Below are 15,663 nucleotides of genomic sequence, written 5' to 3'. Positions count from 1 at the left end.
ACGATGAACGCGGTTACATTTTTTGCGACTGATTATCATTCATATGCAATTTATCTATTTATGTCAATTTTAAAAGGAGTCTCTATTATGGACGCAAACGTTCAAAAGCAAGACGAATTCGCTAAAATTTCTTTTGGTGAGAAAGTCGCTTATGGTTTGGGTGATTTTGCCCAAAACCTTGTTTTCGGTACTGTCGGCGGGTTCTTATTGTTCTACATGACCAATATTAACGCGATTTCTGCAGCTGCAGGTGCTACTATTTTCTTGGTAGTTCGTTGGATTAATGTTTTCTGGGATCCATTTGTTGGAACTATCGTTGATAAGTCATCACCAAAGAATGGTAAGTATCGACCTTACCTGATTTGGTTTGGTATTCCATTGACAATTTTAGCTGCCATGCTATTTCTACCATTAGATTTTGCTAAGGGCAATGTGATTTACGCCACAGTATCTTATATGGCAACGGCTATGGTTTATTCATTTGTTAATATTCCATACGGTTCAATCTCTGCATCATTGACGCGTGATAATGATGAAATTGCAAGTTTAACAACTGTTCGAATGACATTGGCTAATACAGCTAACTTGTTAGTATATACGTTGTTCCCATTGTTTGTTCAATTAGCATCACCAAATGCCAAATTGACTGATACTGGACTGTTTGGTTTGAAGTTAAAGCTAGGAAACTATGGGATTGCTTCTGCTCAAACGGCTTGGTTCAAAGTCTACGGCGTTTATATGGTCCTTGGGTTCATCGCATTGATGATCACATACTTTGGGATTAAAGAACGTGTTGTTCCGACGGCTGAAGAATCACATTCAGTTAAGTTCTCTGATTTATTTAAAGAATTTGCTTCAAATAAGGCTTTACAGATTCTTGGTCTGTTCTTCTTGGTTGCCTTCACGTTTATGTTCTTTGGTAATACAGTTTGGCCATACTTCATGCAGACTTCAATTGGGCATCAAGAATGGATGGCATCAATTGGGTTGATTGGTTCAATTCCAGGTATTTTCTTGGTATTCCTCTGGCCTAAGTTGCGTGATGTCTTGGGAAAGAAAGGTTTCTTCTTTACATTTATCGGGATCTTTATCGTTGGTCAATTGATTTTGTGGTACTGGACAAAGACACCAGATAACATTGCGGTTGGTTATGTTGGTCGTTTCCTACAACAGTGGGGATTGACTTCAGCAACTGGATTTATGTGGTCAATGGTGCCTGAAGTTGTTACCTATGGTGAATACACGTCAAAGAAGCGTGTGGCAGGGATTATTAATGCCATCATGGGATTGTTCTTCAAGATTGGTTTGGCTTTGGGTGGTATTTTGCCAGGATTCATTCTTGCAGCAACTCACTTTAATGGACAAGCAAAGGTACAAATGACTTCAGCATTGACTGGAATTGAGATCTCAATGATTTGGGCACCAATTGCATTGTCAATTGTTGCTGGTTTGATCATGGCAATCTATCCTTTGACTGATGCAAAGGTCAAGGAAATGAACGAAGAATTGGCTGCTTCGCACGAGGCATAAGACTAATTTATCATTGACAGTAAGCAAGCATCGCCCTTAGGGACGGTGCTTTTTGTCTGCGCATATTTGCTGTGAATGCAAGGATATAAGGGGATTTATGCGCACGAAAAGTGATTTTGACCATCAAAAAAATTAGAAAAAAAGGAATTAATTACTGAAAAGGGTTGCAAACTAAAAATGACCTGTTTATAATAGGTTTTGTAAGTTAGTTGTTTGCATAAACCAACCAACTAAACGCTAAATTTTTAGCGCATACAATAAACTTGATGTAATCAAAATTTGGAGGATGACAACATGTCAGAATTATTCGACTTTCCTAAGGTAGAATTTATTGGTGGTGCAAAAGGATTAGATTTCGAAGCTTCAAAAGGCTTCAATTTCTATAATCCAGAAGAGAAGTTCACAATTAATGGTGAAACTAAGTCAATGAAGGACTGGTTGAAGTTCTCAGTTGCTTACTGGCATACAATGGATCAACGTATGGTTGACCCATTTGGTGACGGAACTGCTGAACGTCCTTGGGATGTAAACGGTGAAGATGATATGTCTGACTTGGAGCATGCCAAGTCAAAGGTTAAGTACATGTTTGAATTTATGGACAAGTTGGGCGTAGAATACTTTGCATTCCACGATCGTGATTTGGCACCTGAAGGAAAGACATTGGCCGAAACAAATGCAAATTTGGATGCCGTTGTTGACTTAATCGAAGCTGAGATGAAGCGGACTGGTAAGAAATTGCTTTGGAACACATCTTCATTGTTCACTAATAAGCGTTTCTTGGCTGGTGGCGCAACCACACCATTCGCAGACGTATTTGCTTATGCTGGTGCTCAAATCAAGCACTCACTTGAAATTGCTAAGCGTTTGAACTCAGAATCATATGTATTCTGGGGTGGACGTGAAGGTTACGAATCATTGTTGAATACTGATACCAAGCGTGAGCTAGATCATATCGCAGCCTTCTTCAAGATGGCTAAGGCGTACGCAAATGAAATTGGTTATACTGGTCAATTCTTGTTGGAGCCAAAGCCAAAGGAACCAACTGCTCACCAATATGATACTGACGTACAAACAACGATTGCCTTCTTGTACACGTATGGTTTGCAAGATGACTTTAAGTTGAACTTAGAAGGAAACCACGCTTACTTAGCAGGTCACACTTATGAGCACGAAGCGCGCTTTGCACGTGAAGCTGGTTTGTTGGGATCATTGGATGCCAATATGGGTGACAAGCAAACTGGTTGGGATATTGATGAATTCCCTAATGATATTTACGAAGCCACATTGGTCATGTACGAATTCATTAAGAATGGTGGTTTGCCAACTGGTGGTTTGAACTTTGACTCGAAGGTTCGTCGTGCATCATTTAAGCCTGAAGATTTGTTCTATGCCCACATGGCAGGAATGGATGTTTACGCAGCCGGATTCCGTGTCGCAACTAAGATGATTGAAGACAATTTCTTAGAGAATATCTATAAGGATCGTTACTCATCATTTGATTCAGGTATCGGTGCTGACTTTGAAGCTGGTAAGGCAAACTTTGCTGACTTTGAGAACTATATCTTAAACAAGACGAGTGATGAAATCTTTGCGACTGTTAAGTCAGGACGATTGGAAGCTATCAAAGCAACTTTGAATAACTACATCTACTCAGTTTTGGGATCAACTTTTAACAAGTAATTCTAAACGCTGATTAGTGTCAATAATACAGCAAGGGCTGGGCTACTTATCTAGCTCAGTCCTTGTTTTAATTGGGATAAAAAAATAGACAAAGGACATAAAGCATATGAGTGAAGTTGTATTAGGAGTAGATTTGGGAACGTCGGCCGTTAAAGTTTCGGCTGTTGATCGTTCAGGTCAAATTGTGGCACAAGAATCATTTGATTATCCATTATCACAACCAAAGCCAGGTTATTCAGAACAGAATCCAGAAGACTGGGTGAATGGCACAACCGTGGCGATTGTCAAATTAATTTTAAATGATGGTCTAAAGGCGGAAGACATTAAGGGTATTTCGTATTCTGGTCAAATGCATGGTCTGGTATTGTTAGACGAAAATAAGCAAGTGTTGCGACCAGCAATTTTGTGGAATGATACGCGAACAACGCCACAAACTAAAGAAATCGCGGAGACCTTGGGGGATGAATTTATCCAAGTGACACGTAATAAAGCGCTAGAAGGGTTCACTTTACCTAAAATTTTGTGGGTTAAAGAAAATGAACCAGAGATCTTTGCGCAAGCCAGCACATTTGTGACACCAAAAGATTATGTTCGGTATCGGATGACTGGTAAGCTGGCGATGGAAATTTCTGATGCAGCTGGAACCGTGGCGATGGATGTTGCTGCGGGGACATGGTCAAAAGAAATTCAAGAAGCGTTTGATTTACCAGCTTCATTTTTCCCTGAGATTATTCAAGGTATTGACTATGCCGGGAATATCTCACAATCATATGCTTTGTTTTCAGGACTAACGACTGAGACCAAGGTCTTTGGGGGTGCCGCTGACAATGCAGCTGGTGCGATTGGTTCTGCCATCTTAAAGCCAAATATGGTTTGGTCTTCAATTGGAACTTCTGGTGTTGTGTTGAAGTATGAAGATAATGCTGATGTTGATTATCAAGGAAAAATTCATTTCTTTAATCATGCTATTCCAAATAAATTCTATTCAATGGGGGTCACGCTTTCAGCTGGGCATTCTTTGAACTGGTTTAAGTCAACTTTTGCGCCGGAAGAGGATTTTACGCCATTTGTGGCGACAGCTTCAAAGTCAAGTGTTGGTGCTAATGGCCTTTTATTTACACCATATATAGTTGGTGAACGGACACCATACGCTGATGGTGATATTCGTGGGGCATGGATTGGCATTGATTCAATGCATAAGCGCCATGATTTTGTTCGGTCAGTATTAGAAGGTATCATTTTCTCATTTAAGGATATTTTTGAAATATATGAAAATGCTGGTGCAAAATTTGACACTGTGATTGCTTCTGGTGGTGGGGCTAAGTCACCTTTGTGGTTGCAGATTCAAGCGGATATCTTTAACAAAAAGGTTGTTGTTTTGGAAAATGAACAGGGGCCTGGAATGGGAGCCGCAATTCTAGCAGCAGTTGGACTTGGTTGGTTTGCATCAGTGCAAGATGCTGCAGAAAACTTTGCTTCATTTGGAAAAGAATACACGCCAATTGCTGAAAATGTCGCAAAATATCGTCAAGTATATCAAACGTATCGTGAAGTTTATCCAGCAACTGCTGAGCTATCACATGATTTGATGGCATATCGTCGCTCATAAAATAAAAAAGTCACGGCTACGTGGCTTTTTTTGTGGTTTTTTTAGTTGTGTTGGTGAAAGTTAATGGCTTATTTAAGCACGAATAATTGGATTAATTTGATGACAATAAAAAAATACAAAATAAATGGTGCTCACAAAATGTGGTATCATTATGTAAGCGCTTGCATAAGTTGTACGACGATCTGATTTAGGTAAAGGTCTAATCAATCCCTTTAAAAATCCTTGGCAACTTAATGGATAAAAGTTAGCTTATTTTAGGAGAATCAGGACGATGAAGAATTTTTTTATGCTACGGCATCCAGTGCGACTGGATATCACGATTTCTGAAGAACGATCAGCGTGGTTTAAGCAATTTATCAAAGCCTTTGGTGTTGTATTCTTTGTTTATTTAGGTATGTATTTGGTTCGGAATAATTTAAAGGCGGCTACGCCAATATTAGTCGAAGGTGGGGTGTTAACAACCACACAAATTGGAATCATTGGCTTAGCGTTTTCGATTACTTACGGCATTGGGAAAACCTTAATGTCAACATTTGTCGATGGCCATAATGCTAAACGTATGATTTCATTTTTCCTATTAGTTTCTGCTTTTTTGTCGTTATTGTTTGGAATTGCTTTACTCACCCAAAATGCAACGACTGGTATTTTATTAGCTCTATGGGGATTGAATGGTTTGTTCCAATCGCCTGGGGCCCAGCATCGTATTCAACGATTTCTCGTTGGACACCACAAACGAAGCGCGGCCGTTGGTTAGGATTTTGGAATACGTCCCATAATATTGGTGGCGGACTAGCCGGATTAATTGCTTTATGGGGTGCCAATCACCTATTTCATGGTAACGTGGCTGGTATGTTTATCTTTCCAGCATTGATTGTTGTAATCATTGGTGTTGCTGGTCTCTTTATTGGGCATGATGAACCAGAAGAAATGGGCTGGGATTCAGCTGCTACGATTTTTAGTGAAACTGAATCGCTTGAAAACCAACAAGCGGAACAAATGACGAAACGAGAAATATTGAAAGCCTTTGTGCTTAAAAACCCATGGGTATGGATTTTGTCTATTGCAAATGTCTTTGTCTATATCGTTCGAATTGGGATTGATAATTGGGCACCACTCTACACAGTCCAGGCTTTGCACATGAGTAATAATGCGGCTGTATCAACTATTTTTTATTTTGAAATGGGTGCCTTGATTGGCTCGTTGTCATGGGGATGGTTATCTGATTTATTGAAAGGCCGTCGAATTGCGGTTGCGTTAATTTCAATTTTTCTCCAATTCTTTGTGTTACACATGTATACAACGGCATATAGTCAAACAACATTATTTACATCATTATCTATTATGGGTTGGCTTGTGTTTGGCCCACAATTGCTAATTGGTGTCTCTGTAGTTGGCTTCGTTCCAAAGCAAGCATTGTCAGTTGCCAACGGATTAACCGGAACTTTTGCCTATCTATTTGGTGATTCATTAGCCAAAGTTGGTTTGGGTTATATTGCTGATCCTAAGGCGTCAGGATTGCGTGTTTTTGGGACCGTTTTGCATGGATGGCAGTCAACTTTCGTTGTTATGTATGCCGCACTTGTGATTGCAGCGGTTATGTTAATTTTTGTTGCGATGGCTGAAGAACGAAAAATCAGGGTGCAGTCAAAACAGGTAGCACCCATTGATTAAGCAGACGTAATTGGCGGGCCCGTAGGAGTAAATAATTTAACGAACGCATCGACGCATTGTTATGCGTTATTATGAAAGGAATACGTTATATGCAACAGACCAAACAACTCTCTTTTTTTGCGGTTTTCTTATTGGGTATTAATAGCATTATTGGTTCAGGTATTTTTCTCCTGCCCGGACAGATATACCATGAATTAGGGTTATTAAGTTTGTTGGTCATTTTTGCTGCGGGACTGGTTGTTTGTTTAATTGCATTAAATTATGCTGTGATGAGCGCTAAAGTTTCTGAAGATGGTGGCGCATGGGTCTATGCTAACCTGGCATTTGGTCGGTTTTGGGGCTTTCAAGTGGGTTGGTTTGGTTGGTTATTAGGTGTTATTACATTAAGCGCTGAGATATGCGCGTTGTTAACAGCACTAAAGATGGCATTACCACTGCTTAGGCAGTCGCTTATTTTTAATAGTGTTGCGGTTAGTTTGTTGTTAATTTTGGGAATCGCAAATTTTTTCGGCGTCCGTTTCATGGCTATGCTGGATGATTTTGCGACCGTCGCAAAATTGAGCGTCCTAGTTGGTTTCGTGATAGTCGGTGCATTTTTCTTTCACTCAGGGAATCTAGCTCTGAATCTACCAACGACCATTCACACGCAGGCAAATCTAGTAGCTGCGTTTACAAGTGCTTTCGGCGTTATCTTTTATATCTTTACGGGCTTCAATTTTTTACCAATTGCTGCACGCGAAATGCATGATTCAAAAAGAAATTTGCCGCGAGCCCTGATGTTAATCATGGCGGTAGTGACACTGCTATACTTAGCAGTCCAATTTGTAGTGATTGGTATTATGGGATCAGCACTGTCGAATGCAACGGTGCCCTTAGCTCAAGCTTTCGCAATGATTTTTGGCCCAGTTGGGCAACTTGTTATCTTGATTGGCATGGTATGTTCAATTTTAGGCGTGGCTGTTGCGGGATCGTTTAATACGCCGATTGAGATGGCATCATTATCAAATGAGAAACACCTTCTACCGGCTGTTTTTGGTAAACATAATCGTTTTGGTGCACCGTGGGTTGCTAATATGATGTCAATTGGGATTGCGATTGTAATGGTATTAAGCGGTGGGTATCTTTTCTTAGTAAAATTGATTGTCCTCGCTTCGTTCGTTCAATATGTACCAACGATTCTAGCAGTCATTAAACTTAGGCGTGCACCAGATTTGTCGCACGATTTCGAATTGCCCGGTGGGTACTTGTTACCAACTTTAGCGTTCATTGCCACGATGTATCTGATGTTAAGTTTTACGCCGACTATTATTATCTGGGGACTGGGAATGTTTATATTAGGCAGCATAATCTATTTGCTCGATAAATGGGCGTCAAAATAGTAAGTGATAAGCGCACCTTCGTTTGAAGGTGCTTTTTTTGTGTAGGGAGAACTTATTATTGGTATTTTGGCTTTGAAGAGCGTATGTTAATTAAAATTAAATGAAAAAATGAGGGGTAAATGTGAATGATTGAGCTGAAATCAGGTTTGTTGACTCGTTTAAATCAAGCGGTACGGCATGCGAATGACAATCAAATTTTACGGTTTTCACGTGAAATTAGTGGTATTGAGGGTTTAGTGCGTTTAACTGTCGGTGAACCCGATTTTACAACACCTGAACATATTAAAAATGCTGCAATTAATTCAATCCAAGCAGATGATTCGCATTATGGTCAGCCTAGAGGATCGGTCCAGTTTCGACAAAATGTGGCACGATACTTAAGTGATAAATATCAGTTGGCGTATACATCAGATGATGTTATGGCCACGGTGGGTGTCACAGAGGCAATTTATGCGACACTAAAAACCTTGCTCAACCCTGGTGACAGTGTCATTATTCCGATGCCAACTTTTCCGTTTTATGCAGCGACCACTGAGATGATTGGTGGAAAAGTGATTCCGGTCGATATGTCGGCAACGGATTTTAAATTGACGCCAGCTTTATTACAACAAACATTAGCAGCACATCCAGAAGCCAAAGCGTTAATTATTGCAACGCCAGGCAATCCAACTGGCGTTGTGTATCAAAAGCAAGAGTTGGAAGCGTTGGCTAGTGTTCTTGAACAAACAGATTTGATTGTTATCTCTGATGAAATTTATTCCGAAATTGTCTATACAGCATTTACATCGATGGGGACGGTTTTGCCAAATCAGACAATCGTCTTTAATGGTGTCTCCAAATCACACGCCATGACCGGTTATCGCTTGGGCGTGATTGCTGGGCCTAAAATTTTAATTGATGAAATTGATAAAGTTCATCAGTTATTAGTGACCACACCGACCAACGCCGCAGTTGCAGCAGCCACTGAAGCTTTTAGTTCGGCAGGGTATAACGATAGTTTACCAATGAGAGCAGCGTATCTAGAACGGCTATCAGTAATGTTAGCGACCTTTGATGCCTTAAAATTAGAATATGTGGAACCAGATGGTGCGTTTTACTTATGGTTTAAAGTACCGACTAATTTACCGCGTGATGATAATGTGGCGGCAAAAATGCTTGCTGAGCAGGCAAAGGTAGGGGTCATTCCAGGGTCATATTTTGGTACAGCTGGGAATGGTTGGTTACGTGCGTCGTTTGCCACGTCGTTACCGCAAATTAAGCTTGCAATGAATCGGTTGACCGCGTATTTAACACGAAATAAAAGGGGTGAAGCATGAAATTACATTTGTATTCCGTTCAAGCACACGAAGAAAAGGCCCTTGATGCTTATCAAGCACAACATCCAGAATTGGAATTAGTTCGAATTGATACTGAATTGCATCCGGATACTTTAGTTGATCTTGACGGGGTTGACGGCATTTTAATCCAACAAAGAACACCAATCGGTGGTGACCAGACATTCTACGATACACTTTCTGTGCAAGGCATTAAACAAATCACAACCCGAACGGCTGGGTATGACATGATTGAAGTTGATCGTGCCAAAAATGCGGGCCTAAGTATCTCGAATGTGCCAGCGTACTCACCGCGTTCAGTTGCTGAATTTGCACTTATGCAAATTTTCAGGCTATTACGGCACACGCCAGCATTTGACACTCGTGTTGCAAAGCAAAATTTTTTATGGGCTGGGTTAGCGGCGCGTGAAATTCACTCAGTGACAGTTGGGATTATTGGTGCTGGGCGCATTGGTGGCACGCTCGCTGGATTATTACATGCTTTGGGTGCACGGGTTTTAGTGTATGATGTTAGGCCAAGAGTTGAAGTGAGTTATGTGGCTGACTATGTCGATATACAAACACTGCTGAAACAGTCAGATGTTATTTCGATACATGTTGATCTCAATTCCACGTCGATTGATTTAATTAATCGAGATGCGTTTGCTGAAATGAAAACAGGAATGATGTTGGTCAATGCTTCTCGTGGACCGGTCGTTAATACAGAGGCACTTTTTGAAGCATTAGATAACGGACAAGTTGCTGCAGCCGCACTTGATACGATGCCAAATGAAGGGCCAATTTTTAATGCTGATTTTACAAATGGTGCCATTCCTGACATCAATATTGCCAAAGCCCAAGCACACCCAAATATTTTATTAACACCGCATATCGCATTTTTTACTGATACGGCAATTGATAATATGACGCAAATTGCGCTGGATGATGCAATTAAAATCATTAAAACTGGTCAGTCAGAACATACGGTTTAAAGAAAACACAAAAAAACACCAAAAATGGTGTTTTTTTTGTGTTTCACGTGGAACAAATAGAACGTTATTCAATTTATTAATCTTGAATTATCAAGGGGTTTAGGTTATTCTAAAAGTAATTGTAAAATATGGAGGAAGTTGATGAATCCCGCAGAATTTGTAGCCGCTTTGGCCGAAAAAGGTGTTGTTTTAAGTGAACGACAAATAACACAATATCAAATCTATTATGATTACCTTGTCGAGGTAAATGCTGTAATGGATTTAACAAACATTATTGCGCAAGATGACGTGTATTTAAAACACTTCTTTGATTCATTGACTTTGGCTTGGGCATATCCAGAATTAACAGCGGCACCACTAAAAATGGTAGACGTTGGCGCCGGCGCTGGGTTCCCTTCGATTCCGTTGAAGATTGCTTTCCCTCAGTTGGAAATCACGATTATTGATTCGTTACAAAAACGCATTCGCTTTCTTAATCAATTGATTGAAAAATTGGGCCTAACGGGGGTGACAGCAGTTCATGGTCGAGCAGAAGAATTCGGTAAGGCCAAAGCGGATACCAGAGAATCGTTTGATGTTGCTACGGCGCGAGCATTAAAAGCTATGCCAATGTTAGCTGAGTTAACGTTACCTTTAGTCAAGGTGAATGGGGTTCTTTTGGCAATGAAAGGTAGTCGGGTGAATGAAGAACTTGTTGCAGCAAAAAATGCGATTCCGCAATTGGGTGGGCAAGTTGTGAATCAGGTTGCTGTTAATTTACCTAATGGCGACCCAAGAGAAATTGTTGTGATTAAAAAAATAACACAGACACCAACAAAATATCCCCGTAAATTTAGTGATATTAAGAATAAGACACTTTAAGGCTTGAAGTGATCGATTAAAAAGTTTGCAGTTTGAAAACAACTGATTCGTATGCAGAGAAAGGGTTGGAAATGGCACATATTATTGCATTAGCAAACCAAAAAGGTGGCGTTGGTAAAACGACAACAACCGTCAATTTAGGTGCAGCATTAGCGAATGCTGGCAAAAAGGTTTTAATTATTGATGCGGACCCACAGGGAAATGCTACTTCGGGCGCTGGTGTGAAGAAATCAACAATTGCAGCTGAACATGAAATTTATGATGTTTTAGTACATGGTGTAGCACCGGAAACGACAATTATTCCAACAAGTCACGTTGGATTGGATATTATTCCGGCTACGATTCGGTTAGCTGGTGCTGAATTAGAATTAGCACCTGTTATGGCTCGAGAGACACGTTTGAAAGAAGCTATCAAAGGTATCAATGATCAATATGATTATATTTTAATTGATAATCCACCATCATTAGGATTAATTACAATTAATACTTTTACTGCCGCTGATTCAATTCTAATTCCGGTGCAGGCGGAATACTATGCACTTGAAGGACTAGGTCAGTTGTTAAACTCGGTGACGCAAATTAAAGGCCTGTTAAACCCTGATTTGGAAATCGAAGGTGTCTTGTTAACGATGGTTGATTCACGCACTAATCTTTCAAATGAAGTGGAAACGGCAGTTAGAAATTATTTCCATGATAATCAGGTTTATCAAACGGTCATTCCACGTAATGTTCGCCTGTCAGAAGCACCCAGTCACGGCTTGGCGATTGTCGATTATGATCCAAAGTCAAAAGGCGCTGAAGTATACGACAAATTGGCACAGGAGGTTTTAAAGGCTCATGGGGACATCTAAAAAGAAATCAGCATTAGGTGACAATATACTTGGTGGCGGATTGGACGCTTTGTTTGGACAACAAGGTGTCACGACAACTTCAGCAACTAACGATACTGTCCGTGAATTACCATTAACGCAAATTGTTGCTAATCCATATCAACCTCGGCACGTATTCAATGAAGGAGGACTGCGTGATTTAGCCAATTCGATCAAAGAAAATGGCATTTTACAACCAATTATTGTGCGTCATGCGCCTGAAGATGCTTCACGCTATGAAATTATGGCAGGTGAGCGTCGCTTTCGGGCATCACAGTTAGCTGGAAAAGAAACAATTCCGGCCGTTGTGCGTGCGTATGACAACCAAACAATGATGCAAGCAGCAATTCTTGAAAATTTGCAACGAGAGGATTTATCACCAATCGAAGAGGCTGCGGCATATAAGATGATGATGGAAACAATGCGTTTGACGCAGGAACAGGTTGCCAAACGGTTAGGGAAGGCACGTTCAGCAGTTGCAAATATCTTGCGCCTTTTGACGTTACCACAGGAAGTCCAAGACTGGATTCAAGCCGGTGACTTATCAATGGGGCAAGGTCGAACACTATTGGGTCTACACAACAAACGACGTGTCGTGCCGGTAGCGAAAAGAGTCATGAACGAAGGTATGACGGTTCGTCAGCTAGAAACGCTAGTGAATCAGCTCAATGAAGCAGGTGAACAAAAACCAATGGTAGCAGAGCCAACGCCATTTATTCGAGAAACACAGCATGCATTGGAAGATAAGTTTGGAACTAAAGTCAAAATCAGCCGTAATCAGCGTGGTGCGGGAAAAATTGAAATTAGTTATTTGTCTGATGATGATCTCAATCGTATTTTTGACGTTTTAAATATCAATTTGGATTAAATTAAAAGCGGACACATTATCAAGAAAGAGGTAATGATGAATGTATGAACTGAACGATATCGTAGAGATGAAGAAACCGCATGCGTGTGGCACGAATCGTTGGCAAATTATCAGAATTGGTGCGGACTTAAAAATTAAATGTTTAAATTGTGAGCGGGTTGTCATGTTGACACGACGTGAGTTTGACAAACGTTTTAAAAAGATTTTAGAAAAGCATAGTAATTGAAGATAATTGTTAACGTCAATTGAAATATAGAAATGAAGGAAAATAATCATGGCACTTACGGCAGGAATCGTTGGATTACCAAACGTTGGAAAATCAACATTATTTAATGCAATTACAAAAGCAGGCGCAGAGATGGCGAACTACCCATTTGCGACAATCGAACCAAATGTCGGAATGGTTGAAGTGCCTGATGCGCGTCTAATGCGGATTGCTGAAATTGTCGGGACAAATAAAATTATTCCCACAACATTTGAATTTACAGATATCGCAGGGATTGTTAAGGGTGCTTCACAAGGTGAAGGGCTTGGTAATAAATTTTTAGAAAATATTCGTCAAGTTAATGCGATTGTACATGTCGTACGTGCTTTTGATGACGATAATATTGTGCACGTCAATGGGACGGTTGACCCAATTGATGACATTGAGACCATCAATACGGAATTAGTCTTGGCTGATCTTGAGGCGGTTGATAAACGATATGCAAAAGTCTCGCGTGCAGCTAAAGGTGGGGATAAAGAATCGAAGGCTGAGTTTGATGTTTTAGAAAAGATCAAACCATTATTAGACGCGGGTAAGCCAGCTCGATTGGCGGAGTTTACAGCAGAACAGGAAAAAATTGTGCATGGGTTATTCTTATTGACGACCAAGCCAATTTTATATGTTGCCAACGTTGCAGAAGACGATATGGCTAATCCACAGGGCTCAAAGTATTTTGCGCAAATTGAAGCATATGCAGCAGCAGAGGGTGCAGACGTGATTGGCTTATCTGCACGTGCTGAAGAGGAAATTGCAGAAATGGATGCGGATGATCAAGCTGAGTTCTTAGAAATGGCTGGTGTATCTGAACCTGGATTGAATTTATTAATCCGGGCAGCTTATCATTTGTTGAATTTGCGGACCTTCTTTACGGCTGGGGTCAAAGAAACACGAGCTTGGACATTTAAAGCAGGGGCTAAAGCGCCGGAAACAGCTGGTGTGATCCATTCGGACTTTGAGCGTGGCTTTATCCGAGCAGAAACAATGAGTTTTGAGGATCTCGATCAATATGGGTCTGAAAAGGCAGTTAAAGAAGCTGGCCGTTTGCGTTCAGAAGGAAAAGAATACGTTGTGCAGGATGGCGACATTATGGAGTTTTTATTCAACGTATAGTCGGCATAACTTGTAAATAATGTATTAAGTCTAATGCTAGATATAAATCACAATCAATTGCATTCATAAAGGATAGATTATCATGACTGAAGAAAATGAATTAAAAATGCCAACTCGTCAGGATTTGGCAACATCTGGATTAAGTAAACGGAATCAGCAGTTTGTATATGCGGTCGTCACTTTAGTGTCGGTACCAGAAAAGCAACTGCCTTTGGTGCAAAATATTCAAAATGAATTATTAGCTGGTCAAAAAGTTGGTAAAACGGCCCGTCAAATTTACGGGACGCCAGAGGCGGCGTTGGGAATTACGGCTTCTGCACAACAAAAAACAAAAGCAACAGGGATGGCATATGCCAATTATAAATTTGGGGATTTGGCCATTGATAATACGTTGACTTTCCTTATGTTATTCTCTTTGATGTTTGGCATTACATTGTTGTTCCAAAAAACTGGCACCGCTTCACAAAACCCTGGGGCTGCCGGGTTAACGGCTTTAATTATCACTGCTGGACTAGGTGGCATCTTATTTGCGTTTATTACTAAGCTAACAACAGCGTCAACGATTAATCGGTGGCTACGGATTGTGACGGCAATTTTGGCATTTATTCTTTGGTTTGCAATCTATCTGTTGGTTTCATTGATTCCCAAGGGTATTAATCCAATTTTGCCAGGATATGTTTACCTCATTATTGCGGTAGTGACCTTCTTTGGCTTTAGGGCATGGCGCAAGCGCACAGGCATTACTGGTGGCTTTTTGGGTAGTACACAACGACCAAACCGATAATCACGGTAAAAGCATGATATGACAAGAGAGGAATGAAGGCTATGAAAATACTAATTGTTGATGATGACCATGAAATTGCTGAATTGTTAGAGATTTACGTTAAAAACGAAGGTTATGAACCAGTGATTGCCTATGATGGCAAAGAAGCATTAATGAAATTACGGACCAATCCTGATATTGGGCTCGTGATTTTGGATATTATGATGCCTGAAATGAATGGTACAGAGGTGGTCAAAGAAGTTCGTAAAGATAACCCAGTGCCAATTTTGATGCTATCTGCTAAATCTGGTGCGATGGATAAAATTCAAGGCTTGATTACTGGAGCGGATGATTATGTCACTAAGCCTTTTAATCCTTTAGAAGTGATGGCACGTGTGAAGGCACTTTTGCGTCGGTCACAAAACGGCGTGCAACAAAATATTCCGGAGGTTTTGGATATTGGGCCGCTCACTATCAATAAAGATAGCCATGAGGTTAAAACGGCAGACGGGTCAGAAGTCAGTCTGACGGCATTGGAATTTGGCATTTTGTATCTCTTAGCTTCACATCCAAATCGTGTCTTTAGTGCGGATGATATTTTTGAGCGCGTTTGGCAACAAGAATCGGTAGTCAGTGCGAAAACTGTAATGGTTCACGTATCACACTTGCGTGATAAGTTGGATGAAGCGACTGGTGGCAATCAAGTGGTTCAGACCGTTTGGGGTGTTGGCTATAAAATCGAGGTTTTATAAA

At 40.5% G+C, this 15,663-nt stretch carries 15 protein-coding genes; all 15 read left to right on the top strand.

Annotation, left to right across the window (positions count from 1 at the left end; translation table 11 throughout):
• Positions 1-87: 87 nt before the first annotated feature.
• On the top strand, positions 88-1,530 hold the full coding sequence (locus H9L19_RS03470) for an MFS transporter (RefSeq protein ID WP_187529755.1): 1,443 nt from the start codon (positions 88-90) through the stop codon (positions 1,528-1,530).
• A 294-nt stretch (positions 1,531-1,824) separates the two neighbouring features.
• A complete protein-coding gene (xylA, locus tag H9L19_RS03465) occupies positions 1,825-3,210 on the top strand; it encodes a xylose isomerase (RefSeq protein ID WP_187529754.1) in 1,386 nt (461 codons plus the stop codon).
• Positions 3,211-3,316: 106 nt separating this feature from the next.
• A complete protein-coding gene (gene xylB, locus H9L19_RS03460; protein ID WP_187529753.1) occupies positions 3,317-4,819 on the top strand; it encodes a xylulokinase in 1,503 nt (500 codons plus the stop codon).
• 271 nt (positions 4,820-5,090) lie between these two features.
• Positions 5,091-5,573 carry a hypothetical protein gene (locus H9L19_RS08435; protein WP_338061925.1) on the top strand — a complete coding sequence of 161 codons (483 nt, stop codon included), beginning with the start codon at positions 5,091-5,093 and terminating at the stop codon, positions 5,571-5,573.
• Positions 5,477-6,490 carry a hexose-6-phosphate:phosphate antiporter gene (uhpT, locus tag H9L19_RS03455; RefSeq protein ID WP_338061924.1) on the top strand — a complete coding sequence of 338 codons (1,014 nt, stop codon included), beginning with the start codon at positions 5,477-5,479 and terminating at the stop codon, positions 6,488-6,490. Before H9L19_RS08435 ends, uhpT begins: the two co-directional genes overlap by 97 nt.
• 89 nt (positions 6,491-6,579) lie before the next feature.
• Entirely contained in the window at positions 6,580-7,869 is a 1,290-nt protein-coding gene (locus tag H9L19_RS03450) for an APC family permease (RefSeq protein ID WP_187529752.1), read from the top strand.
• 125 nt (positions 7,870-7,994) lie between these two features.
• Complete coding sequence (locus H9L19_RS03445; protein ID WP_187529751.1) at positions 7,995-9,185, top strand: aminotransferase class I/II-fold pyridoxal phosphate-dependent enzyme; 1,191 nt, start codon at positions 7,995-7,997, stop codon at positions 9,183-9,185.
• On the top strand, positions 9,182-10,174 hold the full coding sequence (locus tag H9L19_RS03440) for an NAD(P)-dependent oxidoreductase (protein WP_187529750.1): 993 nt from the start codon (positions 9,182-9,184) through the stop codon (positions 10,172-10,174). Before H9L19_RS03445 ends, H9L19_RS03440 begins: the two co-directional genes overlap by 4 nt.
• Positions 10,175-10,315: 141 nt before the next feature.
• Positions 10,316-11,035, top strand: a complete 720-nt coding sequence (rsmG, locus tag H9L19_RS03435) for a 16S rRNA (guanine(527)-N(7))-methyltransferase RsmG (RefSeq protein WP_187529749.1) — start codon at positions 10,316-10,318, stop codon at positions 11,033-11,035.
• Positions 11,036-11,106: 71 nt separating this feature from the next.
• Entirely contained in the window at positions 11,107-11,886 is a 780-nt protein-coding gene (locus tag H9L19_RS03430) for a ParA family protein (protein WP_187529901.1), read from the top strand.
• Positions 11,873-12,772 (top strand): ParB/RepB/Spo0J family partition protein, encoded by a 900-nt coding sequence (locus H9L19_RS03425; RefSeq protein WP_187529748.1) that lies wholly within the window; start codon positions 11,873-11,875, stop codon positions 12,770-12,772. Before H9L19_RS03430 ends, H9L19_RS03425 begins: the two co-directional genes overlap by 14 nt.
• Before the next feature lie 40 nt (positions 12,773-12,812).
• Positions 12,813-12,998, top strand: coding sequence for a DUF951 domain-containing protein (locus H9L19_RS03420; RefSeq protein WP_187529747.1), 186 nt, complete (start codon positions 12,813-12,815; stop codon positions 12,996-12,998).
• 48 nt (positions 12,999-13,046) lie between these two features.
• On the top strand, positions 13,047-14,147 hold the full coding sequence (gene ychF, locus H9L19_RS03415) for a redox-regulated ATPase YchF (protein ID WP_187529746.1): 1,101 nt from the start codon (positions 13,047-13,049) through the stop codon (positions 14,145-14,147).
• Between the two features lie 82 nt (positions 14,148-14,229).
• Positions 14,230-14,931: a DUF1129 domain-containing protein gene (locus H9L19_RS03410; protein ID WP_187529745.1), complete on the top strand. Its 702-nt coding sequence runs from the start codon at positions 14,230-14,232 to the stop codon at positions 14,929-14,931.
• A gap of 32 nt (positions 14,932-14,963) precedes the next feature.
• Positions 14,964-15,662: a response regulator transcription factor gene (locus tag H9L19_RS03405; RefSeq protein ID WP_420832602.1), complete on the top strand. Its 699-nt coding sequence runs from the start codon at positions 14,964-14,966 to the stop codon at positions 15,660-15,662.
• Position 15,663 lies beyond the last annotated feature (1 nt).

Source organism: Weissella diestrammenae, assembly GCF_014397255.1.
In the GTDB taxonomy this organism is placed as follows: domain Bacteria; phylum Bacillota; class Bacilli; order Lactobacillales; family Lactobacillaceae; genus Weissella; species Weissella diestrammenae.
This window is presented reverse-complemented; position numbering and strand designations above follow the sequence as displayed.